Here is a 25,898-nt window from a genome sequence, read left to right as displayed (position 1 = left end):
TTCCGGGCCCCTGCCTTTCGCGGCCGGTCGGGGAACCAATAGCGGTGCTCAGGCGGGCGGCTCGCCGTGCCGCGTGCGGTAGGCACCGGGGGGTGCTCCATAGCGTTCGCGAAAGGTGCGGTTGAAGTGGAACGCGCTGGCGAACCCCGAGGCCGCGGCGACGCGTTCCACCGGCAGGTCGGTGCCCTCCAGCAACCGGGCGGCGTGCCGCAGCCGCGCCTCGCGCAGGGCCCGCATGGGCGACTGCCCGACCTGCCGGGTGAACAGATGGGCGAAGCGGGACGGCGACAGCGCGACGACCCCGGCGAGCGACGTGACGGTGTGCGGGGCGCCCGGGTCGGCGTCGATCAGCTCCTGGGCGCGGCGGATCCGTGCGTCGAGGCCGGGCCGGGGCTCCGTCGGCCGGGCACCGGCGGTGGTGAGGAGGACGATCTCCTCCAGTGCGCACAGGGCCAGTTCGCGGGCCGCGCTGCCGTGCGCCACGGCGACCTGCCCGTCCGGAGGTGCCGCGCCGGGCGGTGCCTCGGTGCCGGTCCAGCGGGCGTCGGCGTGCATGCGCCGGAACGCCGTCTCGACGCGGCCGTGCACACCGGCCGGGGCGGAGGTGACGACGTACATCCCGTCCCCGGCGTCGTACGGCCGCAGCCACGCGGTCCAGGACGGGCGGGCCTGGCAGTGCGCCCACCAGAACCGCCAGTGCCGGGCGCCGGGCTCGACGGCGTAGCCGTGCGGGACGCCGGGGGCGAGCACGACCAGTTCGCCCGCGCCGGCCGAGGTCCGCGCGCCGCCCTGCCACAGCCGTCCCCGGCCTGCGGTGGTCCAGGTGAAGAGCCAGCTCGCCGAGCCGTACGGCCGGCTGACGCCGTAGCCGGGGCTCTGGTCGAAGTGACCGAGCACCACCAGTCCGGGCGGCGGGGCGGGGTCGCCGGGGTCGCCGGGGTCGCCGGGGTTCAGGTTCCCAGCAGCGGTGGGCAATCCGTCAGCACGCACGGGCATCCTCCTGGGCGGCCCCGGGGCCTAGCGTTCCGTACCGATGACACCTGATGACACCGACCGAGGAGTGCGTCCATGACAGTCACGGGCAACAGCGCCGCCGGCGCTCCCATCCTGGACCCCGCCGGGCTCCGGCGATACCGGGAGGGCTTCGAGGAGGACGGCTTCACGGTGGTGCGCGGGCTCTTCGGGACCGACGAGATCGAGCGGCTGTGCGGCGAGTTCGCGGCGCTGCGGGCGGCCGGTCCGGTGCCCGGGCACTTCGAGCCGCGCGCCGAGGAAGGGCCGGGCACCGACCCGCTGCACGTCTGGCCGCGGGTGATGCACCCGCACGAGATCAACGGCCTGGCGCGCGAGGTCCTGCTGGACGCCCGGCTGCGGACGGTCCTGGAGGCCCTCCTCGGGGAGGAGGTGCTGGCCGCGCAGAGCATGTTCTACTTCAAGCCGCCGGGGGCCCGGGGGCAGGCGCTGCACCAGGACAACTTCTACCTGCGAGTGGAGCCGGGCACGTGCGTGGCCGCGTGGGTGGCCTGCGATGTGATCGACCGGGAGAACGGCGGGCTGGAGGTCGTGCCGGGCACGCACCGCATGGACGTGTTCTGCCCGGAGACGGCCGACTCGGACGTGTCCTTCGCCCGGGAGTACGTTCCGCCGCCGCCGGGGCTGGCGCCGGTGCCGGTGGACATGGCGCCGGGGGACGTCCTGTTCTTCAACGGGAGCCTGGTGCACGGCTCACAGCCGAACCGGTCGGCAGAGCGGTTCCGGCGGTCGTTCATCGGGCACTACGTGGGGCGGTCGGCGGAGCGGATCGGGCGCTTCTACCGGACGCTGGCGATGAGCGGGGCGAGGGTGGAGCTGGCGGAGAGCGAGGGGGCGGGACCCTGCGGCACGGAGTTCGAGCCGCAGGGTCCCCACTGAGCAGCCGCGAGCCGCACGTTCAGTGCCCGGCAACCGGATGGGGGCCGTAGGGGCGCTCCAGCTCCTCCAGTTCCTTGTCGCTCAGCTCGATCTCCACGGCCGCCACCGCGTCCTCCAGGTGCCCGGCCCGGGAGGCGCCGACGATCGGGGCGGTCACCGTGGGCTGGTGGAGGAGCCAGGCGAGGGCGACCTGCGCGCGGGGGACGCCCCGCTCCCCGGCGATGCGGGTGACCGCCTCGACGATGGTGCGGTCGCCCTCCTGGTACAGGCTGCTGCCGAAGGTGTCGGTGGCGCTGCGCTCGGTGGTCGTGTCCCAGTCCCGGGTGAGCCGGCCGCGGGCGAGCGGGCTCCAGGGCAGGACGCCCACGCCCTGGTCCGCGCACAGGGGCAGCATCTCGCGCTCCTCCTCGCGGTAGATCAGGTTGTAGTGGTTCTGCATGGAGACGAAGGGTGTCCAGCCGTTCAGCCGGGCGGTGTACTGCATCTTGGAGAACTGCCAGGCGTACATCGAACTCGCCCCGATGTAGCGGACCTTGCCCGCCTTGACGACGTCGTGCAGGGCCTCCATCGTCTCCTCGACCGGGGTGTGCGGATCGAAGCGGTGGATCTGGTAGAGGTCGACGTAGTCGGTGCCGAGGCGGGTGAGACTCCGGTCGAGCTCGGTCATGATCGCCTTGCGGGACAGACCGCCGCTGTTCGGCCCGGGCCGCATCGGGTAGTACACCTTCGTCGCGAGCACGATCTCCTCCCGGCGCGCGAAGTCGCGCAGCGCCCGGCCGACGATCTCCTCGCTGGTGCCGTCGGAGTACATGTTCGCCGTGTCGAAGAAGGTGACGCCCGCTTCGACCGCCTGCCGGATCAGCGGGCGCGAGGCCTCCTCGTCGAGGGTCCACGCGTGCCGGCCACGGTCGGGCAGACCGTAGGTCATGCACCCCAGACAGATCCGCGAGACGTCCAGGCCCGTCGAACCGAGCTTCACGTACTGCATCGTTACTGCTCCTGCCTTCGGAGGGTTTCCACGGGGAGCGTACGTGTTCGTGTGCACTCCAGGACCAGGCCGGGCACGGCATTTGACGGGGCGTCATCGCCACCGGCGGCATCCGACGGTCAGCCGCGTCCGACCAGGTCCAGGGCCCGCTCCCAGGCGAACTCCGGCCGGCCGCCGCCCTCCCCGGGCTCCCCCGCGTACGGCTCGCCGAACCGCACGCCCATCCCCCGCAGACGATCGACGCTGTCCCGGTAGGCGGGGTGGGCGGCCAGCGCGTCGGCCACGCACGGCAGGACGGCGATCGGCACCCCGAACCCCGCGACCTCGCAGAGGGTGCCCAGGGCGAGGGTGTCGGCGATCCCGGCCGCCCACTTGTTGACGGTGTTGAAGGTGGCGGGGGCCACCACCACGGCATCGGGTGCCGGAAAGGGGCGCGGCTCACCGGGAGTCCGCCAGGCCGACCGGATCGGGCGGCCCGTCTGCGCCTCGACGGCGGCGGTGTCGAAGAAGCCGTTCATCGCGACGGGCGTGGCGATGACGCCGACCTCCCAGTCCTGTTCCTGAGCGGCGGTGATCAGCTTGCTGACGTCCGCGGCGATGCCTGCCGCGCAGACGACGACGTAGAGGAAGGGCTTGCGGGCGGCCTGTTCGGTCATCCGGGAAACCCTAGCGACCGCCCGGACTCACCGGACGGGGAACGTGTCTCCGCGCTCCGACTCCGGCCGGGGGCCGTGGATCCGGCGCTCCTTCTCCTCGATCCGCACGTCGTTGATGCTCGCCTCGCGGCGGGTCATCAGGCCGTGCTCGTCGAACTCCCACAGTTCGTTGCCGTAGGAGCGCCACCACTGCCCGTCGGTGTCGCGGCACTCGTACTGGAAGCGGACGGCGATGCGGTTGCCGTCGAAGGCCCACAGGTCCTTGCGCAGCGCGTACTCCCGCTCGCGCTCCCACTTGCGGGTCAGGAACTCGGCGATCTCGGCACGGCCGGTCACGAAGGTGCCGCGGTTGCGCCAGACGGAGTCCGGCGAGTAGGCGAGGGAGACCTTGTGCGGGTCGCGGGTGTTCCAGGCGTCCTCGGCGGCCTGGACCTTCTGCGCGGCACTCTCGCGGGTGAAGGGCGGCAGCGGCGGGCGGTCGGTCATGAATCCTCCCTGACAGCAAGGGAGAACGAGCGTTCTCCACCTGGCTGCTACCGTAGGAGAACGCTCGTTCTCGCGTCAAGGAGGGTCGTGGATGGACAGCGCAGTGGCCCGGGAGCGGGCGCTGGACGCCGCCGAGGAGCTGTTCTACGGACGGGGGGTGCAGGCCGTCGGCATGGACGACGTCCGCGGCACCTCCGGAGTCTCACTCAAGCGGCTCTACCAGCTGTTCCCGGCGAAGGAACTGCTGGTGGAGGCGTATCTGGAGCGGCGCGATGCACGCTGGCGCGGGCAGCTTGCCGCGTACGTCGAGCGCCGCGAGGAGCCGCAGGAACGGATCCTGGCCGTGTTCGACTGGCTCGGGGCGTGGTTCGGCGAACCGGATTTCCGGGGCTGCGCGTGGCTCAACGCGTATGGCGAGCTGGGGGCCACCTCGGCGCGTGTGGCCGCCCAAGTGCGGGCGCACAAGAGGGCGTTCCGGGAGTACCTGGCTTCGCTCGTGGCGGCGGCGGGGCTGCCCGGGGCGCTGGCCGGGCAGTTGTTCCTGCTGGCCGAGGGGGCCATGGTCACGGCGGGTGTGACCGGGAGCGCCGAGCCCGCGGCCGAGGCGCGCGAGGCGGCCCGGCGGCTCCTGGACACCGGGTGAGCTCCGGGGTCAGCCCACCGTCTCGGACACGGTGATGGCGCCGACCGGGCAGGCGCGGGCCGCCTCCCGCAGCAGCGGGCTGCCGCTGCCCTCCCCGCCGGGCAGCAGGGCGCTGTAGCCGTCGTCGTCCTGGGTGAACACGTCCGGGGCGGTCAGGGCGCACTGGCCCGCGCCGATGCAGACGCCCTTGTCGATGTCGATGTCGATGTGCATGTGCGAAGGCCTCTTACCAGGTCACGGGGAGTTCCAGCATCCCCTGGATCGTGTCGCCGGGCTTGAAGGGGATCTCCTCGGCCGGGGCGGCCAGGCGCAGGGTGGGCAGCCGGTCGAAGAGGCTGTGCAGGGCGATCTCCAGCTCGGCGCGGGCGAGGTTCTGGCCGAGGCACTGGTGGATGCCGAAGCCGAACGCCACGTGGTGACGGGCCGGACGGTTCCAGTCGAGCGTGTCCGGGTCGGGGTAGACCGTCTCGTCGCGGTTGATGACGGACGTCGCGAAGACCACGCCCTCGCCCTGCCGGATCGTCGTCCCGGCCACCTCGATGTCCTCGACGGCGAGACGCAGCATGCCGTCCGCGATGGACAGCATCCGCATCAGCTCCTCCACCGCGGCCGGCAGCAGTCCCGGGTCCGCGCGCAGCTCGGCGAGCCGCTCGGGGTGCCGGAGCAGGGTGAAGGTGCCGAGCGAGATCATGTTGCCGGTCGTCTCATGGCCCGCGACCAGCAGGATGAGGGCCATGGCGATCAGGCCCTCGCGGTCGAGGTCGCCCTCGCGCAGCTGCCGGTGGACCAGGTCGTCCAGCAGGCCGGTGCCGGGGTCGCGCTGTTTGCGGTCGATCAGCTCGCCGAAGTACGTCTCCAGCCGCTCGCGGGCGTCGAGCACGTCGGCGGTCTCCGGGCCGCGCAGCAGCCGCCGCGACTGGGCCTCGAAGAAGTCGTGGTCGGCGTACGGGACGCCGAGCAGGGCGCAGATCACCATGGACGGCACGGGCAGCGCGAAGGCGCTGACCAGGTCCACGACGGGGCCTTGGGTGATCATCGCGTCTAGCCGCTCGTCCACGATCTGCTGGATGCGTGGCCGGAGTTCGACGGCCCGCTTGAGGGTGAAGTCCCCGACGACCATCCGCCGCTGGGCGCGGTGCTCGGGGTCGTCGACGCCCAGCAGGGCCGTTCTGCGGTTGCGGATCCCGGCGAAGCGCTGGGTGGGGGCGGGGAAGCCGGGCCGGTCGCGGTTGGACGACAGGCGCGGGTCGGCCAGCAGTGCGCGGGCGGTGGCGTGCCCGCTGACCAGCCAGGCCTCGCGGCCGTTGAAGAGGGTGATGCGGGTCAGGGGGCGTTCGGTGCGCAGCGCGTCGTAGGCGGCGGGCGGGTGGTAGGGGCAGGTCCTGCTCTGGGGGAAGGCGACGGGTGCGGTCGTGTCCGTCATGAAGACCTCGCAGACGAGTAGTGCGTCGTGCCGATCTTCATTAGATGCCCGAGGCATCTATGAGGCGACGCGAAGTTCGGCCATGTCACCTCGGGCGCGAAGATGGCCGGGGAATGCCGTATTCCTGTTCGAGCGGCGGGGAGGGGAATCCCCTGTCGCGGCGACGGCGTCCTTGCCCGGGTGGGGGGTGCGCGGCCCCTGCCGGGGGTCGGCGATCCGCCTGAGTCGCAGGTGCGCGGCCCCTGCCGGGGGGCAGCGTCTTCACCCGGGCCGAAGGTGAGCCGCCCCGACGGCTTCCCATCCCGCACCACGCGTGCGCCACCCCCGCCGGACAACGGCACCCCCACCCGCGCCACGCGTGCGGCGGCGAGGCCGGTTCGAAAATCGGTTGTCCGTCCGGCGGGGCAGGCCCCAGGATCCAGCCATGCCTACGTTCACCGTTCTCCCGCCGCTGTCCGTCGCCGCTCCCGCGGGCCGGCGACAGCAGCAGTCCGGCCGCCGGGGAGGACCGACGCCGCCGCGGTCATGACCGCCGCGCTCGTCGCGGGACTGCTCGCCGGGTACGGCATCGCCGTACCCGTGGGCGCCGTCGGGACCTACCTCGTCTCCCTCACCGCCCGCACCTCCCTGCGCACCGGTGTCTGCGCCGCGCTCGGCGTCGCCACCGCCGACGGGCTCTACGCCCTCGCGGCCACGCTCGGAGGGACCGCCCTTGCGTCCGCGCTGCGGCCGGCGCTCGGGCCGCTGCGCTGGGTCTGCGTGCTGGTGCTGCTCGCGCTGGCGGCATGGGGTGCCGTCACCGCCGTGCGCGAGTACCGGGGCCACCGGCTCGCCACCCGCACCGCCCCCGCTCCCCCGAGTCCCGCCCGGGCCTTCCTGGGCCTGCTGGGCATCACCCTGCTGAACCCCACCACCGTCATCTACTTCGCGGCCCTCGTGCTCGGTTCCCAGGCCACCGGCCCGGCCGGCCCGCTGGAGCAGGGCGTGTTCGTGCTGGCCGCCTTCGCCGCGTCCGCGAGCTGGCAGGTGCTGCTGGCCGGGAGCGGAGCGCTGCTGGGCCGGGCGCTGACCGGCCGGCGAGGGCGGCTGGCCACGGCCCTGGCGGCGAGCGGGGTGATGACGGCCCTGGCCGTGCGGATGGCGCTCGCCCCGGGATGAGATGCAGCGCTTCCGGCCGGATCCGGGGGGGGTGCGGATGATTCCCGCGGGCACGGATGTTGAAGACGGGTGGCGATGAGCCACGGACGCGACGATGGGACGGATGCCATGCCTCTGGAAGGCGAGTACGAACCCAGCCCGACGCAGTGGGTGCGCAAGCAGGTGGAGCTGTACGAGAGCTCCGGCGGTACGGAGGGCACGACGCTCCAGGGCTCGAAGATGCCGGTCGTCGTCCTGACCACACGGGGCGCCAGGAGCGGCAAGCTGCGCAAGACGCCGGTGATGCGGGTCGAGCACGAGGGGCGTTACGCCGCGGTGGCCTCCCTCGGCGGGGCGCCCAAGCACCCCGTCTGGTACTTCAACATCCTGGCCGACCCGCACGTCGAGCTCCAGGACGGGCCGGTGAAGCAGGACATGACCGCCCGTGAGGTCACGGGCGAGGAGAAGGCCGCGTGGTGGGAGCGGGCCGTCGCGGCGTACCCGGCGTACGCCGACTACCAGAAGAAGACGGACCGCGAGATTCCGGTGTTCGTCCTGGAGCCGGCCCAGGGCGGCTGAGGCCGGGGCCGGCTGCCCGCCGCGGGCAGCCGGCGAAAAACTTTCCGCCCCGTGGGTGTGAACCGGCCGCGGCGGGGCACGCGAGGTTCAGGCCCCGCCGCGCTCCCCCGTCGCGGCGGGGCTTTCCGCTGCCTCACGGGCGGGGCGGTCGGTCACGTCGAGGAAGATCTGGTCGGCCTCGGGCACCGTCCGGGCTATGGACCGCTTGATGCGTACGGCGACCTCCTCCACGCGCTCACTGTCCAGACCGGGCACCAGATCGATGCGGGCCGCCACCAGTGCGGTGTCGAGTCCGGTCTTCATCGTGAACAGCGCTTCGACACTGTCGATCTCGGGCTGGGCCCGCAGCAGCTCCCGGATCCGCCCGCTCGTCTCCAGGTCGGCCGCCTCTCCGATCAGCTGGTCCCGGGCTTCGCGGCCGAGCCGGAAGGCCACGTAGACCAGCAGCGCGCCGATCGCGAGCGAGGCCGAGGCCTCCCACAGCACCTGGCCGGTGACCATGTGCAGTGCCATGCCCACGATGGCCAGGCTGACGCCGAGCACCGCGGTGCCGTCCTCGGCGACGACCGTCCGCAGGGCCGGATCGCGCAGCCCGGCGTCCGCGCCGCCCTGCCGGCGCACCTGGTACAGCGCCCGCAACAGTGAACCGCCCTCCGCGAGGAGGGCGATTCCGAGCACGATCAGGCCGGCCACATAGCCGCCGAGTTCCTCCTCCGCACCGCTCGTCAGGGCTTCGAAGCCCTGGAAGAAGGAGAAGCAGCCGCCCATGACGAAGATCCCGACGGCCGCGAGGAGCGACCAGAAGAACCGCTCCTTGCCGTAGCCGAAGGGATGCCGCCGGTCGGCGGGGCGACGGCTGCGGCGCAGCGCCGCGAGCAGGAACACCTCGTTCAGGCTGTCCGCCACCGAGTGGGCCGCCTCGGACAGCAGCGCGGGTGATCCCGCCGCCAGGCCGCCGATGGCCTTGGCCACCGCGATCACCAGATTGGCCGCGAGCGCCACCAGCACGGTGACGCGTGTCTTGTGATCACTTCCTTCATCAGTCACCCACGCCGATTGCCCCGGTCGGGGGTACTCACACCGTGCCGTCGGCGGAAAACGGGGAACGCGTTCACCAGGGCCCACGTACGGCAAGGAGGTCGTTCCCATGAGCCGCGACGACGGCGACGACGGCAACACCGGCTACGGAAGGAGGGCGTTCAAACGGTCCAAGGCTCATTTCGCGGACCGGGTCACCGCGGACGGCCGGGACGGCTGGCCGGTGGAGGCCGGCCGCTACCGTCTGGTCGTCAGCCGTGCCTGCCCCTGGGCGAGCAGGTCGCTGGTCTCCCGTCGGCTGCTCGGCCTGGAGGACTCCCTGTCCCTGGCCGTGGCCGACCCGATCCAGGACGACCGCAGCTGGCGCTTCACGCTGGACGAGGACGGCCGCGACCCGGTCCTCGGCATCCGCTTTCTGAGTGAGGCGTACGACCGCCGGGAGTCGGACTATCCGGGTGGTGTCAGTGTGCCGGCGCTCGTGGACGTGCCCAGCGGCCGGCTGGTGACCAACGACTACCAGCAGCTCACCCTCGACCTCGCGACCGAGTGGACGGCCCTGCACCGGGACGGCGCGCCCGACCTGTATCCGGACGCGCTGCGCGACGAGATCGACGAGGTGATGGCGGACGTCTACGAGGACGTCAACAACGGTGTCTACCGGGCGGGGTTCGCCACCGGTCAGGAGGAGTACGAGGCCGCCTGCACGGGTGTGTTCCGGCGGCTGGAGCTGCTCGCGAACCGGCTGGAGGGGCAGCGCTACCTCGTCGGGGACACGATCACCGAGGCGGACATCCGGCTGTTCACCACGCTGGTGCGTTTCGACGCGGTCTACCACGGTCACTTCAAGTGCAACCGCTGGAAGCTGACGGAGAACCAGGTGCTGTGGGCGTACGTCCGCGACCTGTACCAGACCCCCGGGTTCGGCGACACCGTCGACTTCGACCACATCAAGCGCCACTACTACCAGGTGCACACCGGCATCAACCCGACCCGCGTCGTCCCCCTGGGCCCGGACCTGTCCGGCTGGCTGACCCCGCACCACCGCGAGGAGCTGAGGGGCCGGCCGTTCGGTGACGGCACACCGCCCGGGCCGGTGCGTGCCGAGGAGCGGATACCGGAAGCGCACACCCCCTGACCACCTCACCCACCCTCAGCCATCTAGGAGTTGCCGTGGCAAAGAAGAAGAAGATGTCCCTCGCGTACCAGCCTCTCGGGTTCGTGCTCGGCTGGTCGGGCGGCTGGCTGGCCGGGCTCGCCTTCCGCAAGACGTGGATGGCGATCCGGCACGAGGAGGACGCGCCCGACGCTCTGGACAAGGACCGCGGCTGGGGCGAGGTCCTCCTGGCCGCCGCGATCCAGGGCGCGATCTTCGCGGTGGTGCGCAGCGCCGTGGACCGCGCGGGCGCAAAAGCCATCGAGCGTTCGACCGGCACCTGGCCGGTCGGCGAGAAGGGCGGCCGGGACTGACCGCCGCCCGGCCCTGCCCGGCGGCCGCCGGGCGGGGCCGGCCCGCCCTCAGCCGTTCTCCTTGATCGTCTTCATGGTGAGGTGGGATTCGAGGCGCAGCACGGCGGGCAGACCGCTGAGCCTGTTCATCAGGAACGCCTCGTAGGCGGCGTGGTCGGCCACGGCGACCCGCAGGAAGTAGTCGGGGCGCCCGTACATCCGCCGGAATTCCACGACCTCCTCGTAGGAGGCCACCGTGGTCTCGAACTCCTCGACGGTCCCGCGGTCCTGGGCGTAGATCTCGACGTCGATGAGCACTTCGAGGCCGCGGCCCAGTGCCACGGGGTCGATGACGGCCCGGTAGCCGGAGATGACGCCGTTCTCCTCCAGACGCTTGACCCTGCGCAGACAGGGCGGAGGCGTCAGGCCCACCCGCTTGGCCAGGTCCACATTGGACAGCCGACCGTCCCGGCGCAGGTGGAACAAAATTTCCCGGTCGAGGGCATCCAAGCCGCTTTCATTGCTCACATGAAGATCATAGGCGCAGAACAGGAAACCATATAAGGCCTCATCTTTTCTAACATTGTCGGCATGCATACAAGCTCAGCCGCCCGGGACGCTTTCCGGGACTGTGCCTCGGTGGGCCTGGGGATGCTGCCGCTCGGTCTCGCCTTCGGGGCCCTCGTCGTGCAGTCGGGGCTCGACTGGTGGTGGGCCGGACTGTCCGCGGCACTGATCTACGGCGGTTCGTTCGAGTTCCTGCTCATCGGCATGGTCACGGCCGCCGCGCCCCTGGCGTCCATCGCCGTGGCCGCTTTCCTGGTGCAGGCGCGGCACGTCTTCTACGCCCTGTCGTTCCCCCTGCATCTCGTACGGGGCGGGCTCGCGAAGACATACAGCACCTTCGCGCTGACCGACGAGGCGTACGCCCTGACCTCGACCGAGCGGTCCCGGAGCTGGTCCGGCCCGCGGATCCTGTGGCTGCAGTTCTTCCTGCACCTGTACTGGGCGGGCAGCGCGGCAGCCGGGGCCCTGCTGGGATCCCTCGTCCCGGACGGCGTCACCGGGCTGGACTTCGCGCTGACCGCGCTGTTCGTCGTCCTCGCCCTCGACGCGCTGCGTGACCTGCGCGGTGATCTGCCGACTCCGCTGCTCGCCCTGCTCTGCGCCCTGGCCGCCCGCCTGCTGGTCCCGCACCAGCTGCTCCTGGCCTCCTTCGCCCTGTTCACCGCCGGGCTGCTGGTACGGCGCCTCGCCGACGTGAGGAAGCCCGCTCATGCCTGACTACGCCGTGGTCGCGGTCCTCGTCACCGCCGCCGTCACCTGGGCCCTGCGCGCCCTGCCCCTCGCCGCCCTCGCCCCGCTGCGGGCCAGCGCCACCGTGCGCTACCTCAGTACGCGCATGCCCGCCGGTGTGATGGTGATCCTGGTCGTCTACTGCCTGCGCGACCTGCCGGTCACCGAGTCCCGCGCGGTGGCGCCAGTGGCGGCCCTGGCCGTCACCGTCGGCCTGCACCTGTGGCGTCGCAACGCCCTGCTGAGCATCCTCGCCGGCACGGCCGTCCATGTGACCCTGGCCAGCACCCTGTTCACGAGCTGACGCGGGAGGCGGCCGTTGCCGGCGACCGGCTGAACCGCTCGCTCAGCCCTGCTTGGGTGCCGTCGGCGCGGTGCGGCGCAGGGTGAAGGAGTGGCCGGCCGGGTCGGCGTAGCCGCGCTCCTCCAGGGGGCCCGACGGCTCCTTGGCCTCCAGGGGGCGGCCTCCGAGGCTGATGACGCGGCGTTCCACCGCGTCGAGGTCGTCCACCACGAACTCCAGGTGGGCCTGCAGGGAGTTCTCGGGGCGGGGCCAGCTGGGCGGGGTCGCGTTGACGTCCCGGCGCAGTGCGATCCGGAAGCCGTCGGCGCTCTTGATCTCCACCCGGTTGGCGGTGGCGTCCGACTCCTCCCCCTCCAGCAGTTCCTTGTAGAACACGGCGAGCTTCTCGGGCTCGGCGCAGTCGAGCACGAGGACCCCCGCTTTCACCAGTGCCATGTCTCCTCCGCAGGATTCCGGCCGCGGGGCGGTCGTGCCCCGCGGATCCGTACCTTGCGGATATCCCGGTCCGGCGGATTCAGTCGGCCTTCAACCACCGTCCGTCACGCATGAGTTCACGGCCGTCGAGTTCATCGGCCTCCCGCCAGGCCTGCACCCGACGCGGCACGACACGGAAGTAGAGGTACGGCGTGGCGAGCCGACGGGGGTCGAACCCGGTCTTGGCGGCGAAGAGTTCGGCGTCCTGCTCGGTCAGCTCGCCGGGCTGGACCGTCTCGACGGTGCCCTCCACGAGGACGACGTCACGGGTCGGCCCGATGCCCACCCGGGCCCGGCCGGACGCGGCGAGGTTGCGTCCGGTGGGGCTGGACGCGGGTGTGGCGAAGAGCAGGTACGAGCCGTTCCAGAGGAAGGACAGCGGGACGAGGTAGGGCGTGCCCGAGGCGCCGTCGGCCGTGGCGACCCAGGCGTCCACGTCGTGTTCGAGACGCTGCAGGGTGTCCTTCTTGCGCTGCTCAGCGCTGCGTGCGGGTGCGGACGTCATCGTCGGTGCGCCTCCTGGTCGGTCGTCGAACGGACTGTGACCAGTGTGGCGTTCCGCGGCTCCGGAGGCTCGGTGGACGAGCCGGTACCGGGTGAGGGACGAGGGAGTATACGCAGCTCATGCGCTTCGGGCAGTAACGGAGATCACGGCAGGGTCACGGAATGGCTTATTCACGTCGTGGGCAGCCTCGTACCGCTTCTCGGTTCAACTTTCGGACTGCGAAGCCCAGTTCGAAAGTGCGGGTGGTCACGGCACCGTCCGCCGGCAGGGGTGGGGGGACTCTGCGTTCCGTCTCCCGAAAGGAAACGCATGCCTGAGGACGTCCGGTTCGACCTGCCCTTCGACATCCCGGTCAGCTCCCCACATGCCTCAAAGGAAGCAGCGCATCTCGGATCCAGGGGTCGCGCTACGCCTGACGGGCCGCGCGTGCTTCCTGATCAGCACGGCTGAGGCGGCGACGCAGGTGCTCGCCTCGCAGCGGGAGTGCCGTCGTCGCAGCAGTCGTCCCCCTCGCGGTCGTTCGCGGCAGGAGTCGAAGCCGGTCGCGTGAGTCCGGCTGTCCGGCGAGGCCGCCGCGGAAAGTACAGAAGATTCCCGGACACGGCCGGTCGACGACCAGGTCGATCGGTTCCGTTGTCATGACCACAGCCCATTGGGAGACCGGTGTGAAATCTCGAGTCGCAGGTGCCGTTCCGAAGGCGTCCGCCGACAGCTCGCTCCCGGCGCAGCCAAGCGCCCAGCTCCACCCCACGGAGGCGGGTGACACCCTGGCCCGCCTCCTGGTGAAACACGTCAAGGGGAGCACGGAGCAGTACCGAAGGTCCCAGGAGGCCGCTCAGCAGCGGCTGGCGGCATTCGGCTCCCCCCGCTCCGGCACCACGCTGCATGTGGAGGGAGCCCTCCATCTGGCGCGGCCCGCGTTTCTCCCGCCCGACGACCAGGGCTACGCCAGGCTGAGGCACCTCGACACCGGCCTGCGCATGATAGAAGCAGCCTTCCCCCAGGTCAGCACCGACATCGAGGTCTGCAGACTGACCTGCACGATGCTGGAAGGGGCCTGGAGGAGCCGGGCACTCACCCCACCGCGCGAGGAGGAGCAGACAAGCGTCTGCGCCTGCGCTCTGTGCCGTCGGCTGCCCACGCCCCCCGCACGCACGCTGGACGACTACCGCTGGCGGCAGAGCGCCGGCCGTCCCCTCACCGTCAAGACCTGGCCGCACCGCCGGGAACTCGACAGCGTCCTGACCGGTGGATGGTCCTGGACCCGGCAGATGAACGACCTCGAACGAGACCTGGGCCACCGCCACCGCTTCGAGGACGACATCCTCGTCTTCCACGAATACAAACGCGTGGTCGACACCATCGACACAACGCGCCTCACCCGGCACGTCGAGGGCCGCCTGGCCGAGAATTTCAGCACCAACAGCGCACGGGCCCTGGTCTCCGGGCTCTTCGCAGCCCACAAGCGGTCCGTCGACGAGTACTGGCTCCAGCAGCACGACGCGGGCAGTGTCATGCTCCCCCAGACCAACCCGCTCAGTCACAGCACCTACTCAGCGCTTCAGATGCTGGACTGCCTGTTCTGGCACGTCGCCCCCGACACCGAACTCTGGCAGGAGGAGAACCTCGCCTCCCTGCTGCTGTGCCGCGTCATCGACGACATGGCCGATGTGCGGGCCGACGCCCTCACCGGCGAGATCAGCAACTTCTGGCTCGCCGACATGCCCACCCACACCAAGGCGCTCTACGCCGCCTGCGCGATAGCCCTCGTCAAGTACGGCTGCATGCCCGAGGCCCACAGCCCGATGTGGAACACCTGGCTGATGAACACCACCATCGTCTGGATGGGGCTCACGGGCCGCCACGCCCTGTGGTTCGACGGCATCACCCAGGGCCTCCCCCCGGCCGAGGAGTGCCCGCTGTGCGACCTTCAGCCCAACCCGTGCACCGGCATCCTCACCCACGGCACCACCCTCACCATCGCCCCGCGGCCCACCGCACCGGCACTGAGCACCCGGACCGCCGAGCTGTCCGCACGCTGTCGAGCCCAGTTCCCCCGGGCCTGGCCCCTCTTCGACGCCGAGCTCCATGCCTTCGAAGCACTGCACGGCCCCTGGTACGGCGACACGGACAACACGTGGGAGATCCTGCGCCGCACCTACATCGCCGCCGTGGAGGCATCCAGCGCCGCACCCTCACCGGACCGCGCCCGTCATGTCCAACAAGACGCCGGCGTAGTCGGATCCGAGAGGTTCCACACCCTGCACGACCCCCGGACCGGCAGGGAAGACACCGTACTGCTCTCCTACATGTTCGGCAGTGCCCACCCGCATTTCCTGTGGAACGCCACGGGATACCGTCCCACGGACGTCGCAGGCGACTGGCTCGACGGCTGACGCAACCACCGCCGGCATCCACGTATGGCGTTGCCCGGCCGGAAACCGGCCGGGCAACGGTGTGTTCGGGTGCCTAGACGGCGAACTCGACCGGCAGGCTGTCCAGCCGGGACTCCCACGTGGAGGCGGTCGAGCCGAGTTCTTCCGGCGGTACGGCCAGGCGCAGGTCGGGCAGCCGGTGCAGCAGAACGTCCACGCCGATCTCGATGATGGACTGGCCGATGTTCTGCCCCGGGCACTCGTGCGGTCCGGAGCTGAACGCCAGGTGCGACTGGTTGCCCTGCACGGCGACGGCCGGGTCGGGCCGTACCTCCGGGTCGAGGTTGCCGGCGGCCAAGCCCAGGATGAGCAGTTCTCCCTCCTGGACGTGATGGCCTCCGAGCTCCAGGTCGGCGGTTGCGAACCGGCCCGGCAGCACGGACAGCGGCGGGGTGTCCCACATGACCTCTTCCACCGCCGAGGAGATGTTCAGCTCCCCGCTGACCAGACCGGACAGCCGGGCGGAGTCGGTGAGGACCCGTTGCAGGACCCGGGCCAGCAGGTTGCTGGTGGTGGTGTGTGCGGCGATCAGCACCAGGCGCAGATGGCTGACGACCTCGTCGTGGTCGAGGCCGGCCGGGTGCTCCAGCAGGGCCGTGGCGAAGTCGGAGCCCGGCTCGGCCCGCTTGCGCTCGGCGAGTTCCGCGAGGATCTGCATGATCCGCTCGTTGTGTTCGAGGGCGCCCTCACCGCCCTTGAAGACCTCGGCGCACGACTCGATCAGGCGCAGCCCGTCCGCCGCGGGAAGGCCCAGCATCCTGGTGAGCACGAGCATCGGCAGCTGCTCGGCGTAGTCGGCCACGAGGTCGGCGCGCCCGGCGTCGGCGAATGCGTCGATCTGCTTGTTCGCGAAGTACGTGACGTGCCGCCGGATGCCCCGGGCGGCCGCCGCCTGCAGCCCGTCGGTGACGGCGCCGCGCAGCCTGCGGTGCGGTTCGCCGTCCTGGGACACGCAGTCGGGGCGCCAGCCGACCATCGGCATGATCGGCGAGGTCTCCTCGATCCGGCCCTCCCGCCAGTCCCGCCAGATCCGCGCGTCCCGGCTGAACTGGCGGGGGTTGTCGAGCACCCGCCGGTTGTCGCGGTAGCCGAGCACCAGCCAGGCGGGCACGTCGCCCTCCAGCAGGACCGGCGCGACCGAGCCGTGCTCCTTGCGCAGCCGCTCGTAGATGCCCGCCGGGTCGGTCGCGGCGTCCGGGCCGTACAGCCTGGTCAGGTCGGCGCCGTGGTGGGCGACGGGGCAGCCCCGCACGGCCTGGAGTCCGGATTCGGTCGAGTCGTTCATCGGGGCTCCAGGGCCACGGCCGAGCGTTCCTTCAGATGGTGGATCAGTGCGACCAGGACGTCCCGGCTGGAGGCCCGGTCGCGGGCGTCGAAGGCCACGACCGGGGTGTTCTCGGGGATGTCCAGGGCGTCCCGGATCTCCTCGACCGGGTAGTTCCGCGAGTCGGGGAAGACGTTCAGCGCGACCACGAAGGGGACCTCCAGCCGCTCCATCTCCTCGATCGCCCGGAAACTGGACTCCAGGCGGCGCGTGTCCACCAGGACGACCGCGCCGAGGGCCCCTTTGAACAGCCCGTTCCACAGGAACCAGAACCGTTCCTGCCCGGGCGTGCCGAACAGGTACAGCACCAGGCTCTCGTTGATGCCGATCTTGCCGAAGTCCAGGCTGACGGTGGTCTGCGTCTTGTCGGCGACGCCGATGAGATGGTCGACGTCGGCACTGGCCTGGGTGAGGGTCTCCTCGGTGGTGAGCGGCTTGATGTCGCTGACCGACCGGACCATGGTGGTCTTCCCGGTGCCGAACCCGCCCGCGATCATCACCTTCACCGAGCGGGTCTCCCCGGCCGAGCCTCCGGGTTGGTCAAAGCCTTTCAAGTCCACTGAGTACCTCCTCAAGGAGCGCGAGGTCGGGCCCGCGACCGGCGTCGTGCGCCGGGATGGGGTTACGGGCTTCGACGCGACCTGCGTCCAGCAGGTCCGACAGCAGCACCGCGAGAATGTTGAAGGGGAGCCCGAGGTGAGCGCCGAGCTCGGCGACCGACAGCGGGTCGCGGCAGCGACGGAGGATCTCCTCGTGCTCGTGCTGCATGCCCGGTAACGGGGCGGCGCGGGAGACGACGAGGGTCGCCACGTCGAGGCTCGACGCCGAACCGCCCGGTCCGCTGCGCCCTCCCGTGAGGACGTAGTAGCGCTCGAGACCGGACGGGTCCGACGGTCTGCGGGGAGCACTCATCCAGAGTGCTCCTCCAGGCGCGGAGTGGTGCCGAGGAGCTCACCCATCCTGCGGGCCAGGTCCCTCATCTGGTGCCCGAGCAGGCCCTGGTCGAGGCCTTCCCTGGCGAGGACACCGAGGTACGTCTCCACACCCGCGCGCACCACGAAGAGGTGCCCGCCGTCCACCTCGATCATGGCGAGGCGCAGCTGCCCGGCGTACTTGGGGAACTGCTCGGCGACCGGCTGGGCCAGGGCCTGCAGGCCGGCCACCACGGCCGCGAAGCGGTCGACGTCGTCGGGGTCTTCGGCGCCGTAGGAGGTGATGGCCTTGCCGTCGCTGGAGGCCACGAGGGCGAAACGGATCTCCTGGATGCTCTCGACGAGATCGCGGAGCGCCCAGCTCACATCTGTTCCTTGTTGCGTCATGGGACTAGTCGCTCTCTTCGGTGCGGTGCTCGGTGTACTCGCGGCCGGCGAGGGTGTCGCGGTCGCCGGCCGGCTCGGAGGCCTCCGCCGCGTCGCGTCCGGCGGTGGCGAAGGCGGCGAGACCCGAGAAGGACGCGTCCGGCGGAACGGCGGCGACGGTGCCCCGGTCGGCCCGCTCGGCCGGCCTGGGCGCCTCCGTCTCGTTCCGCTTGCTGCGGCGGCGGGGCAGTCCGCCGGGCGTGGTCTCCGCGGTCTCCGCCTGCGCGGCCCGTGGTTCGGGCACGGTGGCCGTCTCGCGGGCCGGGGCCGCGGTGGCGGTGCGCACCTCCGGGGCGGGGGCGGGCGCGGCCGGTGCGGTCGCGGCCGTGGGCAGCGGGCTGAAGTACTTGTGCGGGACCACGACCACCACGGAGGTTCCGAGCCACGGCGAGTCCGCGAAGGTGACGCGGATGCCGTAGCGGCGGGCGAGGGCACCGACGACGCGCAGGCCGATGTTGGCGTCCTCGGTGATGCCGCCGAGGCCCGCGCCGGGCGCGGTGCCCGCGAGGGCGTGCTCGGCGTCGCGCTTCTTCTCCTCGCTCAGGCCCTTGCCGGAGTCCTGGATCTCGATGCCGACGCCGTTGGGGACCTCCTTGCCGGAGATGAGCACGGGTTCGGTGGGCGGCGAGTAGCGGGCCGCGTTGTCCAGGAGGTGGGCCAGGATCAGGGTGAGGTGGTCGACGAGGCCGCCGTCGACGCCCAGTTCGGGCAGGTGGCGCACCTGGATCCGGTGGAAGTCCTTGATCCGGCCGATGCCGCCGCGCACCACGCTCAGCAGCCGCTGCGGCTCCTGCCACTGCCGGCCGGGCCGGTCGGAGCCGCCGAGCACGCCGATGCTCGCGGCGAGCGAGTCGGCGGGGCCCAGCTCCTGGTCGAGCTCCATCAGGCCCCGGGCGACGGCCGGCAGCCGGCCGTGCTCGCCCTGCATCTCGTGCAGCCGGCCGCGGAGCTTGCTGGTCAGCACGTGGATGCGGTTGCCGATGCTGATCACGGCCTGTTCGGCGGAGGTGGAGCGGTCGAACTCCGCCTCCAGGCCGATCAGGGAGGTGCGCAGCAGCTTGCGCAGTTCGGCCTGGAGCTCCGAACTGACCTTGGCGCACTGGCTGACCGTGGGCAGCAGGTCGTCGATGGCGTCGCCGGCGCGCAGCTTCTCCATCGCGTCGGGCAGCTGCTCGTCGGCGAGCCGGGCGACCGCGGCGAGCTGGTGGGTGAGCTGTTCCCGCCAGACCTCGGCCTGGTCGGCGAGCTGGGCCTCGTAGGAGGTGGCCTGCTCGGTCAGCCGTTCCTCATAGGCCCGGGACCGGTCGGCGAGCTGCGTCTCGTACGTGGCGCTCTGGTCGGCGAGCTGTTTCTCGTACGTCGCGCTCTGGTCGGCCAGGCGCCGCTCGTAGGCCGTGTTCTGCTCGTTGAGCTGGGATTCCAGGCTGGCGCGTTCGGCGGCGAACTTGCGTTCCAGGCCTGCCACATGCTGCTGCCACTGCTGGTTGTGCTCGGCCTGCGTGGTGCGGAAGGTGCCTTCCGCCCGGTGCAGTTGGGCCCGGGTGCGCAGCAGCAGCCGTACGCACACGGCACCGGCCGCCGTCGCTGCGATTCCGGCGACGGCCGCGGTTATTCGATCCGAGCTCATGAACGTGGCGGCAACGGTCCCGCCTCCCAAGCCCAGCGGCATCAACCACCAGCTGTACCAGGCGACAGGGGCCCGCGCCGCCGGTGGCGGAGTGGCGAGTTCCATCTGCATCCTTCGAAGCAACACGATCGAACGGGGGGGTGTGTGGATCGCACTCATGAGTACGCACCGCGAGCCGACTGGACGCGATCGCCTCAACTCGCAGCGCCGATCGGAACCCTATCGGGTTTGGACCCGGAAGGATCAATCCCGCCCCCTCCGGGCGTGAGGGTTCCGTCACGCTTCGAGAGAAGGCAACAGGTCGACAAATGGCTTTGCTGTCAGTGGAATTGGCGTCCCATCAGGTGAAGAGTGCTGCGCGCCCGAGGGGTCAGCGGGCGGTCTGGAAGGTGCGGCGGTAGGCCTGCGGGGAGACACCGATCGCCGCGTGCAGGTGCTGGCGCAGGGAGGCGCCGGTCGCGAAGCCGACCCGGCCGGCGATCTGATCGACCGTCAGGTCGCTGGACTCCAGCAGATGCCGGGCCCGCACCACGCGCTGCTGGATCAGCCAGCGGCCGGGGCTGAGACCCACCTCGTCGTGGAAGCGGCGGGCGAAGGTGCGCTGGCTCATCCGCGCGTGGCCGGAGAGGTCCGCCAGGGTGAGGGGTTCGCCGAGGCGTTCCAGAGCCCAGGCTCGGGTGGCCGCGGTGCTCGCGGCGCCCTGCTCGGGGACGGGCTGCTCGATGTACTGGGCCTGGCCGCCGTCCCGGAAGGGCGGGACGACGCAGCGGCGGGCGACGCTGTTGGCCAGGCGGCTGCCGTGGTCCTTGCGGACGAGGTGCAGGCAGATGTCCACGCCGGAGGCGGCCCCGGCGGAGGTGAGGAACGGGTGATCGTCGACGAAGAGCACGTCCGGGTCGAGGTCGACCCGCGGGAACATGCGCCGGAAGCGGTCGGCGACCTGCCAGTGGGTGGTCGCCCGGCGCCCGTCCAGGAGACCCGCGGCGGCGAGCACGAAGGCGCCGGTGCAGATGGAGACGATGCGGGTGCCGGGGCGGATCAGCGCGAGGGCGGCCAGGACGTCGCCGGGCACCTCGTCGGTGAGCCGGTCGGGCGCGACGGGCGCGACGGGCGCGATCACCACCGTGTCCGCCGTGGCCAGGGCCTCGGGGCCGTGCTCCACGGTGACGCCGAAGTCCGCGTTGGTGCGCACCGGACGGCCGTCGACCGAGCAGGTGAGGACCTCGTACCGCCCGTCGGCCGCGCCGAGGATCCGGCTGGGGATGCCCAGCTCGAAGGGGTACACCCCGTCCAGCGCCAGGACCACCACTCGTTCACGTCGCATGGCACGATCGTATCGAATGTTGGCAATCTTGCCATTGGCGCGAGGGCTGCGGACCGGCACGCTGGTTGACCATGAGCACAAAGAACACGATGCGAGCCATCAGCCAGGACGTCCTCGGCGGTCCCGAGGTCTTGAAGGAAGTGCAGACCGAGCGCCCGGTACCGAAGCCGAACGAGGTGCTGGTCCGGGTGCGGGCCGCCGGGGTCAACCCGACCGACTGGAAGCACCGGGCGACCGGCGGGTTCCTGGGCGAGCCGCCCTTCGTCCTGGGCTGGGACGTCTCCGGGGTGGTGGAGGCGGTCGGCATCGGCGTGGTGGCCTTCGCGCCCGGTGACGAGGTCTTCGGCATGCTGCCGTACCCGTACGGGCACGGCTCGCACGCCGAGTACGTCATCGCCCCGGTCCGCGCCCTCGCCCGCAAGCCGGCCGGCGTCGACCACACCCAGGCGGGCGCGCTCCCGCTGGTCTCGCTCACCGCCTGGCAGGCACTCACCGAGCACGCGGACCTCCGGCCCGGGCAGCGGGTGCTGATCCACGCCGCGGCGGGCGGGGTCGGGCACGTGGCGGTGCAGATCGCCAAGGCGCGCGGCGCATACGTGATCGGCACCGCGAGCGCGGGCAAGCACGAGTTCCTGCGCGGGATCGGCGCCGACGAGACGATCGACTACCGCGAGACGGACTTCACCGAGGCCGTCAAGGACGCCGACGTCGTCCTGGACACGATCGGCGGCGACAACGCCCTGCGCTCCCTGCGCGTGCTGCGCCCCGGCGGCGTCCTGGTGTCGATCCTCCCGGGCGGCTCGGACGACCTCTACGAGGAGGCCGGGCGGCTGGGCGTCCGGGCGCTGCGGATGCTGGTGGACGCCGACCGCAGCGGCATGGAGGCGATCGCGGAACTGGTCGGGGCGGGAAAGCTGCGCGCCACGATCGCCGGCACGTTCCCGCTGGCCGAGGCCGCCGAGGCACACGCCCTCGGCGACACCGGCCGTACGACGGGGAAGCTGGTGCTGCTGAACGACTGAGCTCGCTCCCGGCCGGGGGCCCAGCCGGGAGGGCCGGCCGGGGTCTCACCTTCGGCCGCACGGGGGCCGGCCGGCGGGGCGCCTCAAGGCGGAGACAGTGCGTCGCCTTCGGCCGCATACAGAACGGCCCGGCGGCGCGCCCCAGGGCAGACGGATCACCAGACGACGGCGTGACCCCTGACCGGACTCCCCTCAGGCCGGCCGACCCCGGCCGGGGCCGCGCCACGACCGCACGCAGGCCGACCGGCGGAGCACCTCAAGACGGAGACAGTGCGTCGCCTTCGGCCGCACGCAGAACGGACCGGCGGCGCGCCCCAGGGCAACCGCGTCACTGCACCACCTGACCGACCCCCCTTCCGGACAGCCGGAACCGGCCGACAGGCAGCCGGGGTCTCGCCACCGGGCGCACGCAGAGCGACCGACGGCGCACCATCACGGTGAACGGGGCACCGGGCCCCTGCATGACCACCTGACCCGCCCCCCTCCAGCCCGGCCTTGCCCCGGCCGACAGACAGCCGGCGTCTCGCGATCGCACGCAGGCCGGCCGGCGGCGCACCTCGTGGTGCGTGGGTTGTCGGAGGGCCGGCTGGGCCCCGTTCCGGCGCCGGCCGACCGGCCCCCTCCCCCGCAACCGCGCCCGGTCGCCGGCGAAAGCCGCCGCTCACGGCCGCCGGCCGGCCGGCGGGGTCAGAACGTCAGGACCGGCTTGATCGTCTTGCCCGACCTCATGTCCTGGACCGCCCGGTCGATGTCCCCGAAGGGATACGTGCTGATCAGGCGGTGCAGTGGGAGGCGTCCGTCCTTCACCAGGCGGACCAGGGCCGGGATCATGGTCTGGGTCTCGCTGTCGCCGAGGGTGAGGCCGACGATCCGTTTGCCGCCGAGGAGGCCGTTGACGTCCAGGGCGACCTCGGTGCCGAAGGGCGGGGCGCCGACGACGACCAGGGTGCCGCGCGCGGCCAGCGCGTCGACGCCCTGCCGCAGGACGCCCACGTTGCCCGTGGTCTCGACGACCCCGTCCGCGCCCTGCCCGCCGGTGATCTCGGCGAGGGCCGGGGCGAGGTCCGTCCCGCTCGTGTCGACGGTGTGGGTGGCCCCCAGTTCCTCGGCCAGCGACAGGCGCTCGGCGACCCGGTCGACGGCGACGATCCTGGTGGCCGGGGTGAGGGCCGCCGCCATCACGGCCGACAGGCCGACCGCTCCGGCGCCCAGGACGACGACCGTGCCGCCGGTCTCCGGCTTCAGGACGTTCCACACGGCGCCCACACCGGTCTGTACGCCGCAGCCCAGCGGGGCGATCGACGCCAGCGGCACGTCCGGGTCGACCTTCACGAGGCTGCGCTCGTCGGCCAGGGCCAGTTCGGCGAAGGAGGACTGGCCGAAGAAGTGGCCGCCCAGTGCCTCGCCGCCCCGGCTGATGGTGCTGGTGCCGTCGGCCCGGCTGCCGCCGATCAGGTTCAGCGGCAGCCAGGTCGCGCAGTACGCGGGGTGCCCGCCGCGGCAGTTGCGGCAGTCGCCGCAGGAGGTGAACGAGAGGAGGACGTGATCGCCGGGCGCGACGCCGGTGACGGCGGAGCCGACGGCCTCGACGACGCCGGCGCCCTCGTGGCCCAGGACACCGGGCAGCGGGAAGGGCAATCCGCCGCTCGCCACCCCCAGGTCGGTGTGGCACAGGCCGGCGGCGGCCATGCGGACCAGCGCCTCGTGCGGGCCGGGTGCGTCGAGGACGACGTCGGAGAGGGTGAAGGGCGCGCCGCCGGACTCGACGACCGCGGCACGGGTGGTGGTGGGCATCGTGATGACTCCTGGACGGTTCTCAGTCGAGCGAGACGACGACGGACTTGACCTTGGTGTAACCGGCGAGGGCCTCGGGCCCGTACTCGCGGCCGTAGCCGGAGTCCTTCACTCCTCCGAAGGGCACCGCCGGGTCGAGCATCGCCCAGTCGTTGACCCAGACGATGCCGGCCTGGAGCCGGCCGGCGACCCGGTGCGCGCGGGCGAGGTTGCTGGTCTGGACGCCCGAGGCCAGGCCGTAGGGCGTGGAGTTGGCGAGGGCGACGGCCTCGTCCTCGTCGTCGAAGGGCTGCACGGTGAGGACCGGGCCGAAGATCTCCTCCTGGACCACGCGGGAGTCGTTCGCCAGGTCGGCGATGACGGTGGGCTTGTAGTAATAGCCGCCGCCGAGGTCGAGCCGCTCGCCGCCGCAGACGATGCGGGCGCCCTCCATGCGGGCAAGGGCGACGTACTCCTCGACCTTCTTCAGGTGCTTCTCGGCCGCCATCGGGCCGACGACCGTGGCCGGGTCGCGCGGGTCGCCGACCGGCACACCGGGCACGGCCTCGGCGAGGATCGCGAGCAGGGTCGGGTACACCGAGCGGGCCACCAGCAGACGCGGGCCGCCCATGCAGAACTGGCCGGTGTTGAAGACGAAGCCCTTGATGACCGCCCCGACGGCCTTCTCCAGGTCGGCGTCCTCGAACACGATGTGGGCGGCGTTGCCGCCGAGCTCCATGGTGACGGGCTTGAGCGCCTCCCCCGCGACGCTCGCCACGTGCCGGCCGATCGCGGTGGAACCGGTGAAGGCGACCTTGTCGACGCCGCGGTGGCGCAGCAGCGCCTCGCCGGCCACGGGGCCGGTGCCGGTCACGACATTGACCACGCCGTCGGGGACGCCCGCCTCCTGGAGCAGCCGGGCCATGTACAGGGCGCTGAGCGGCGTCTCGTCGGCGGGCTTGTGGACGACGGTGTTGCCGGCCGCGAGGGCGGGGCCGAGCTTGGAGCCGGCGAGGATCAGCGGGAAGTTGAACGGGGTGATCGCGGCGACCACGCCGAGGGGCTCGCGCCTGGTGTAGGCGAGGGCGTTCATGGGGGTCTCGCGCAGGGCGCCGTCCTGGCTCTGGGCGAGGTTCGCGAAGTACTCGTAGTCGTTGGCCGCGTTCGTCACGTCGACCGCGCCGCACAGCGTGACCGGCTTGCCGACGTCGAGGCTCTCCAGGGCGGCGAGCTCGTCGGCGTTCTCCCGGATCAGCCCGGCGACGCGGTGCAGCACCCGGCCGCGCTCGCGGCCGCTCAGGCCGGACCAGGCACCGTCGTCGAAGGCCTCGCGGGCGGCGCGTACGGCGGCGTCGACGTCGGCCGGGCCCGCCTCGGCGACGGTGGTGACGGCCGTGCCCCGGGACGGGTCGACCACCTCGGTGCGCGCTCCGTCGGCGGCATCGCGCCATCGGCCCCCGATGAACAGCTGGCCGGGTGTGCTCTCGAAGGTGGTCATCGCCACTCCTCAGCGTCGTCGCCAAGTTTTCAACAAACAGGATTCCTGTCTGTGCGCAGTCTCTTTACGGACAGGTTTCCTGTCAATGGTCTAGCCTGCTCCCATGCTCGACACACAGGTGACCAAGGCGCCCCCTTCCCTGCTCTACATGGTCAAGCAGGTGGAGCTCGTCGTGCGCTCCCATCTGGACGAGCTGGTCAGACCGTCCGGGATCACTGCTCTCCAGTACACCGCACTGACCGTGCTGGAGCGGCATGACGGCCTGTCCGCCGCCCAGCTGGCACGGGACTCCTTCGTCACCGCCCAGTCCATCGCGGACCTGGTCCGCTCGCTGGAGGGGCGCGGGCTGGTGCGCAGGGAGCGCAACCCCCGCAACCGCCGGGAGCTGCTGATCCTGCTCACCGACTCCGGCCGCGAGCTGCTCGCCGGGCACGCCGGACCCGTCCGGGAGCTGGAGGAGCGAATGGTGCGCGACCTCACGGCGCACCAGACGGAGCAGTTCCGCCAGGCGCTCACCAGGGCCTGGCACGCCCTGTCGTAGGTCGGGGGAACCCCCGCCCCCGCACACGAGCGCCCGGGGTGCGCCCCTGCGGCGCGCCCCTGCGGCGCCCCCGCGTACGCCCCGGCGTGAACCTCGGCCAACCCGGCCGG

Annotated in this window: 29 protein-coding genes; 11 read left to right on the top strand and 18 right to left on the bottom strand. The window is 71.8% G+C overall.

The genetic code is table 11. The features are described 5' to 3' along the window. Nucleotides 1-48 precede the first annotated feature (48 nt). On the bottom strand, nucleotides 49-996 hold the full coding sequence (locus RFN52_RS37265; RefSeq protein ID WP_184853334.1) for a helix-turn-helix domain-containing protein: 948 nt from the start codon (nucleotides 994-996) through the stop codon (nucleotides 49-51). Between the two features lie 72 nt (nucleotides 997-1,068). Here RFN52_RS37265 and RFN52_RS37260 point away from each other — a divergent pair, with 72 nt between their 5' ends. Then, nucleotides 1,069-1,911: a phytanoyl-CoA dioxygenase family protein gene (locus RFN52_RS37260; RefSeq protein WP_184853333.1), complete on the top strand. Its 843-nt coding sequence runs from the start codon at nucleotides 1,069-1,071 to the stop codon at nucleotides 1,909-1,911. A gap of 19 nt (nucleotides 1,912-1,930) precedes the next feature. On the opposite strand, the gene RFN52_RS37255 is transcribed toward RFN52_RS37260, so the two are convergent. The 3 genes from RFN52_RS37255 to RFN52_RS37245 all read right to left on the bottom strand — a co-directional run bounded on the left by RFN52_RS37255 (nucleotide 1,931) and on the right by RFN52_RS37245 (nucleotide 4,041). Further along, a complete protein-coding gene (locus RFN52_RS37255) occupies nucleotides 1,931-2,899 on the bottom strand; it encodes an aldo/keto reductase (RefSeq protein WP_184853332.1) in 969 nt (322 codons plus the stop codon). A gap of 119 nt (nucleotides 2,900-3,018) precedes the next feature. Then, nucleotides 3,019-3,555 (bottom strand): flavoprotein, encoded by a 537-nt coding sequence (locus RFN52_RS37250; RefSeq protein WP_184853331.1) that lies wholly within the window; start codon nucleotides 3,553-3,555, stop codon nucleotides 3,019-3,021. A gap of 27 nt (nucleotides 3,556-3,582) precedes the next feature. Continuing rightward, nucleotides 3,583-4,041 (bottom strand): nuclear transport factor 2 family protein, encoded by a 459-nt coding sequence (locus tag RFN52_RS37245; protein WP_184853330.1) that lies wholly within the window; start codon nucleotides 4,039-4,041, stop codon nucleotides 3,583-3,585. Between the two features lie 91 nt (nucleotides 4,042-4,132). On the opposite strand from RFN52_RS37245, the gene RFN52_RS37240 reads away from it, so the two are divergent. Further along, nucleotides 4,133-4,684 carry a TetR/AcrR family transcriptional regulator gene (locus RFN52_RS37240; protein WP_184853329.1) on the top strand — a complete coding sequence of 184 codons (552 nt, stop codon included), beginning with the start codon at nucleotides 4,133-4,135 and terminating at the stop codon, nucleotides 4,682-4,684. Nucleotides 4,685-4,693: 9 nt separating this feature from the next. Here the strand turns inward: RFN52_RS37240 and RFN52_RS37235 are convergent, their stop codons facing one another. Then, nucleotides 4,694-4,891: a ferredoxin gene (locus tag RFN52_RS37235; protein ID WP_373308438.1), complete on the bottom strand. Its 198-nt coding sequence runs from the start codon at nucleotides 4,889-4,891 to the stop codon at nucleotides 4,694-4,696. 19 nt (nucleotides 4,892-4,910) lie between these two features. Continuing rightward, entirely contained in the window at nucleotides 4,911-6,107 is a 1,197-nt protein-coding gene (locus RFN52_RS37230; RefSeq protein ID WP_184853327.1) for a cytochrome P450, read from the bottom strand. Between the two features lie 525 nt (nucleotides 6,108-6,632). Here RFN52_RS37230 and RFN52_RS37225 point away from each other — a divergent pair. Next, nucleotides 6,633-7,265, top strand: coding sequence for a LysE family transporter (locus tag RFN52_RS37225; protein ID WP_184853326.1), 633 nt, complete (start codon nucleotides 6,633-6,635; stop codon nucleotides 7,263-7,265). A 108-nt stretch (nucleotides 7,266-7,373) separates the two neighbouring features. After that, a complete protein-coding gene (locus tag RFN52_RS37220; RefSeq protein ID WP_184853325.1) occupies nucleotides 7,374-7,823 on the top strand; it encodes a nitroreductase family deazaflavin-dependent oxidoreductase in 450 nt (149 codons plus the stop codon). Between the two features lie 87 nt (nucleotides 7,824-7,910). Here the strand turns inward: RFN52_RS37220 and RFN52_RS37215 are convergent, their stop codons facing one another. Beyond that, a complete protein-coding gene (locus tag RFN52_RS37215; protein WP_184854182.1) occupies nucleotides 7,911-8,831 on the bottom strand; it encodes a cation diffusion facilitator family transporter in 921 nt (306 codons plus the stop codon). Between the two features lie 139 nt (nucleotides 8,832-8,970). Between RFN52_RS37215 and RFN52_RS37210 the strand changes: the two genes are divergently transcribed. After that, complete coding sequence (locus RFN52_RS37210; protein ID WP_184853324.1) at nucleotides 8,971-9,996, top strand: glutathione S-transferase family protein; 1,026 nt, start codon at nucleotides 8,971-8,973, stop codon at nucleotides 9,994-9,996. Between the two features lie 35 nt (nucleotides 9,997-10,031). Continuing rightward, nucleotides 10,032-10,328: a DUF4235 domain-containing protein gene (locus RFN52_RS37205; RefSeq protein ID WP_031108703.1), complete on the top strand. Its 297-nt coding sequence runs from the start codon at nucleotides 10,032-10,034 to the stop codon at nucleotides 10,326-10,328. A gap of 48 nt (nucleotides 10,329-10,376) precedes the next feature. Here the strand turns inward: RFN52_RS37205 and RFN52_RS37200 are convergent, their stop codons facing one another. After that, entirely contained in the window at nucleotides 10,377-10,835 is a 459-nt protein-coding gene (locus RFN52_RS37200; RefSeq protein WP_184853323.1) for an Lrp/AsnC family transcriptional regulator, read from the bottom strand. Nucleotides 10,836-10,898: 63 nt separating this feature from the next. On the opposite strand from RFN52_RS37200, the gene RFN52_RS37195 reads away from it, so the two are divergent. After that, complete coding sequence (locus RFN52_RS37195) at nucleotides 10,899-11,591, top strand: AzlC family ABC transporter permease (RefSeq protein WP_184853322.1); 693 nt, start codon at nucleotides 10,899-10,901, stop codon at nucleotides 11,589-11,591. Next, the gene (locus RFN52_RS37190) at nucleotides 11,584-11,907 is read left to right on the top strand and encodes an AzlD domain-containing protein (RefSeq protein ID WP_184853321.1); all 324 of its coding nucleotides are present in this window, start codon (nucleotides 11,584-11,586) and stop codon (nucleotides 11,905-11,907) included. Before RFN52_RS37195 ends, RFN52_RS37190 begins: the two co-directional genes overlap by 8 nt. A 42-nt stretch (nucleotides 11,908-11,949) precedes the next feature. On the opposite strand, the gene RFN52_RS37185 is transcribed toward RFN52_RS37190, so the two are convergent. Together RFN52_RS37185 and RFN52_RS37180 are read right to left on the bottom strand one after the other, a co-directional pair. Then, on the bottom strand, nucleotides 11,950-12,342 hold the full coding sequence (locus RFN52_RS37185) for a VOC family protein (RefSeq protein ID WP_030845174.1): 393 nt from the start codon (nucleotides 12,340-12,342) through the stop codon (nucleotides 11,950-11,952). Between the two features lie 79 nt (nucleotides 12,343-12,421). After that, complete coding sequence (locus RFN52_RS37180) at nucleotides 12,422-12,886, bottom strand: pyridoxamine 5'-phosphate oxidase family protein (RefSeq protein ID WP_184853320.1); 465 nt, start codon at nucleotides 12,884-12,886, stop codon at nucleotides 12,422-12,424. Nucleotides 12,887-13,551: 665 nt separating this feature from the next. Here RFN52_RS37180 and RFN52_RS37175 point away from each other — a divergent pair. Beyond that, complete coding sequence (locus tag RFN52_RS37175) at nucleotides 13,552-15,282, top strand: hypothetical protein (protein WP_229855965.1); 1,731 nt, start codon at nucleotides 13,552-13,554, stop codon at nucleotides 15,280-15,282. 73 nt (nucleotides 15,283-15,355) lie between these two features. Here the strand turns inward: RFN52_RS37175 and RFN52_RS37170 are convergent, their stop codons facing one another. The 6 genes from RFN52_RS37170 to RFN52_RS37145 all read right to left on the bottom strand — a co-directional run bounded on the left by RFN52_RS37170 (nucleotide 15,356) and on the right by RFN52_RS37145 (nucleotide 20,954). Further along, nucleotides 15,356-16,606 (bottom strand): cytochrome P450, encoded by a 1,251-nt coding sequence (locus tag RFN52_RS37170; protein ID WP_184853319.1) that lies wholly within the window; start codon nucleotides 16,604-16,606, stop codon nucleotides 15,356-15,358. Beyond that, entirely contained in the window at nucleotides 16,603-17,205 is a 603-nt protein-coding gene (locus RFN52_RS37165; RefSeq protein WP_184853318.1) for a GTP-binding protein, read from the bottom strand. The genes RFN52_RS37170 and RFN52_RS37165 overlap by 4 nt, the downstream gene beginning before the upstream one ends. Next, on the bottom strand, nucleotides 17,186-17,557 hold the full coding sequence (locus RFN52_RS37160; protein WP_033308582.1) for a DUF742 domain-containing protein: 372 nt from the start codon (nucleotides 17,555-17,557) through the stop codon (nucleotides 17,186-17,188). The genes RFN52_RS37165 and RFN52_RS37160 overlap by 20 nt, the downstream gene beginning before the upstream one ends. Beyond that, nucleotides 17,554-17,964, bottom strand: coding sequence for a roadblock/LC7 domain-containing protein (locus RFN52_RS37155; protein WP_003994857.1), 411 nt, complete (start codon nucleotides 17,962-17,964; stop codon nucleotides 17,554-17,556). The genes RFN52_RS37160 and RFN52_RS37155 overlap by 4 nt, the downstream gene beginning before the upstream one ends. Before the next feature lie 4 nt (nucleotides 17,965-17,968). Beyond that, on the bottom strand, nucleotides 17,969-19,735 hold the full coding sequence (locus RFN52_RS37150; RefSeq protein ID WP_184853317.1) for an ATP-binding protein: 1,767 nt from the start codon (nucleotides 19,733-19,735) through the stop codon (nucleotides 17,969-17,971). Between the two features lie 265 nt (nucleotides 19,736-20,000). Continuing rightward, nucleotides 20,001-20,954 (bottom strand): GlxA family transcriptional regulator, encoded by a 954-nt coding sequence (locus RFN52_RS37145; protein ID WP_184853316.1) that lies wholly within the window; start codon nucleotides 20,952-20,954, stop codon nucleotides 20,001-20,003. 71 nt (nucleotides 20,955-21,025) lie between these two features. Here RFN52_RS37145 and RFN52_RS37140 point away from each other — a divergent pair, with 71 nt between their 5' ends. Further along, a complete protein-coding gene (locus RFN52_RS37140; RefSeq protein ID WP_184853315.1) occupies nucleotides 21,026-21,976 on the top strand; it encodes an NADP-dependent oxidoreductase in 951 nt (316 codons plus the stop codon). A 687-nt stretch (nucleotides 21,977-22,663) separates the two neighbouring features. Here the strand turns inward: RFN52_RS37140 and RFN52_RS37135 are convergent. Together RFN52_RS37135 and RFN52_RS37130 are read right to left on the bottom strand one after the other, a co-directional pair. Beyond that, entirely contained in the window at nucleotides 22,664-23,770 is a 1,107-nt protein-coding gene (locus RFN52_RS37135) for an NAD(P)-dependent alcohol dehydrogenase (RefSeq protein ID WP_184853314.1), read from the bottom strand. Nucleotides 23,771-23,792: 22 nt separating this feature from the next. Beyond that, entirely contained in the window at nucleotides 23,793-25,247 is a 1,455-nt protein-coding gene (locus RFN52_RS37130; protein ID WP_184853313.1) for an aldehyde dehydrogenase family protein, read from the bottom strand. A gap of 103 nt (nucleotides 25,248-25,350) precedes the next feature. Here RFN52_RS37130 and RFN52_RS37125 point away from each other — a divergent pair, with 103 nt between their 5' ends. Further along, the gene (locus tag RFN52_RS37125) at nucleotides 25,351-25,788 is read left to right on the top strand and encodes a MarR family winged helix-turn-helix transcriptional regulator (RefSeq protein WP_184853312.1); all 438 of its coding nucleotides are present in this window, start codon (nucleotides 25,351-25,353) and stop codon (nucleotides 25,786-25,788) included. Nucleotides 25,789-25,898: the final 110 nt, after the last annotated feature.

Origin of the sequence: Streptomyces collinus (genome assembly GCF_031348265.1) — a bacterium.
Lineage (GTDB): Bacteria > Actinomycetota > Actinomycetes > Streptomycetales > Streptomycetaceae > Streptomyces > Streptomyces collinus.
This window is presented reverse-complemented; position numbering and strand designations above follow the sequence as displayed.

What these genes read in the sequence shown, in the direction of transcription:
- RFN52_RS37130 (WP_184853313.1), bottom strand. Translation starts at nt 25,247, where the DNA reads ATGACCACCTTCGAGAGCACACCCGGCCAGCTGTTCATCGGGGGCCGA.
- RFN52_RS37135 (WP_184853314.1), bottom strand. Translation starts at nt 23,770, where the DNA reads ATGCCCACCACCACCCGTGCCGCGGTCGTCGAGTCCGGCGGCGCGCCC.
- RFN52_RS37140 (WP_184853315.1), top strand. Translation starts at nt 21,026, where the DNA reads ATGAGCACAAAGAACACGATGCGAGCCATCAGCCAGGACGTCCTCGGC.
- RFN52_RS37265 (WP_184853334.1), bottom strand. Translation starts at nt 996, where the DNA reads ATGCCCGTGCGTGCTGACGGATTGCCCACCGCTGCTGGGAACCTGAAC.
- RFN52_RS37155 (WP_003994857.1), bottom strand. Translation starts at nt 17,964, where the DNA reads ATGACGCAACAAGGAACAGATGTGAGCTGGGCGCTCCGCGATCTCGTC.
- RFN52_RS37255 (WP_184853332.1), bottom strand. Translation starts at nt 2,899, where the DNA reads ATGCAGTACGTGAAGCTCGGTTCGACGGGCCTGGACGTCTCGCGGATC.
- RFN52_RS37160 (WP_033308582.1), bottom strand. Translation starts at nt 17,557, where the DNA reads ATGAGTGCTCCCCGCAGACCGTCGGACCCGTCCGGTCTCGAGCGCTAC.
- RFN52_RS37150 (WP_184853317.1), bottom strand. Translation starts at nt 19,735, where the DNA reads ATGGAACTCGCCACTCCGCCACCGGCGGCGCGGGCCCCTGTCGCCTGG.
- RFN52_RS37245 (WP_184853330.1), bottom strand. Translation starts at nt 4,041, where the DNA reads ATGACCGACCGCCCGCCGCTGCCGCCCTTCACCCGCGAGAGTGCCGCG.
- RFN52_RS37225 (WP_184853326.1), top strand. Translation starts at nt 6,633, where the DNA reads ATGACCGCCGCGCTCGTCGCGGGACTGCTCGCCGGGTACGGCATCGCC.
- RFN52_RS37190 (WP_184853321.1), top strand. Translation starts at nt 11,584, where the DNA reads ATGCCTGACTACGCCGTGGTCGCGGTCCTCGTCACCGCCGCCGTCACC.
- RFN52_RS37125 (WP_184853312.1), top strand. Translation starts at nt 25,351, where the DNA reads ATGCTCGACACACAGGTGACCAAGGCGCCCCCTTCCCTGCTCTACATG.
- RFN52_RS37250 (WP_184853331.1), bottom strand. Translation starts at nt 3,555, where the DNA reads ATGACCGAACAGGCCGCCCGCAAGCCCTTCCTCTACGTCGTCGTCTGC.
- RFN52_RS37170 (WP_184853319.1), bottom strand. Translation starts at nt 16,606, where the DNA reads ATGAACGACTCGACCGAATCCGGACTCCAGGCCGTGCGGGGCTGCCCC.
- RFN52_RS37240 (WP_184853329.1), top strand. Translation starts at nt 4,133, where the DNA reads ATGGACAGCGCAGTGGCCCGGGAGCGGGCGCTGGACGCCGCCGAGGAG.
- RFN52_RS37145 (WP_184853316.1), bottom strand. Translation starts at nt 20,954, where the DNA reads ATGCGACGTGAACGAGTGGTGGTCCTGGCGCTGGACGGGGTGTACCCC.
- RFN52_RS37195 (WP_184853322.1), top strand. Translation starts at nt 10,899, where the DNA reads ATGCATACAAGCTCAGCCGCCCGGGACGCTTTCCGGGACTGTGCCTCG.
- RFN52_RS37185 (WP_030845174.1), bottom strand. Translation starts at nt 12,342, where the DNA reads ATGGCACTGGTGAAAGCGGGGGTCCTCGTGCTCGACTGCGCCGAGCCC.
- RFN52_RS37220 (WP_184853325.1), top strand. Translation starts at nt 7,374, where the DNA reads ATGCCTCTGGAAGGCGAGTACGAACCCAGCCCGACGCAGTGGGTGCGC.
- RFN52_RS37210 (WP_184853324.1), top strand. Translation starts at nt 8,971, where the DNA reads ATGAGCCGCGACGACGGCGACGACGGCAACACCGGCTACGGAAGGAGG.
- RFN52_RS37260 (WP_184853333.1), top strand. Translation starts at nt 1,069, where the DNA reads ATGACAGTCACGGGCAACAGCGCCGCCGGCGCTCCCATCCTGGACCCC.
- RFN52_RS37180 (WP_184853320.1), bottom strand. Translation starts at nt 12,886, where the DNA reads ATGACGTCCGCACCCGCACGCAGCGCTGAGCAGCGCAAGAAGGACACC.
- RFN52_RS37230 (WP_184853327.1), bottom strand. Translation starts at nt 6,107, where the DNA reads ATGACGGACACGACCGCACCCGTCGCCTTCCCCCAGAGCAGGACCTGC.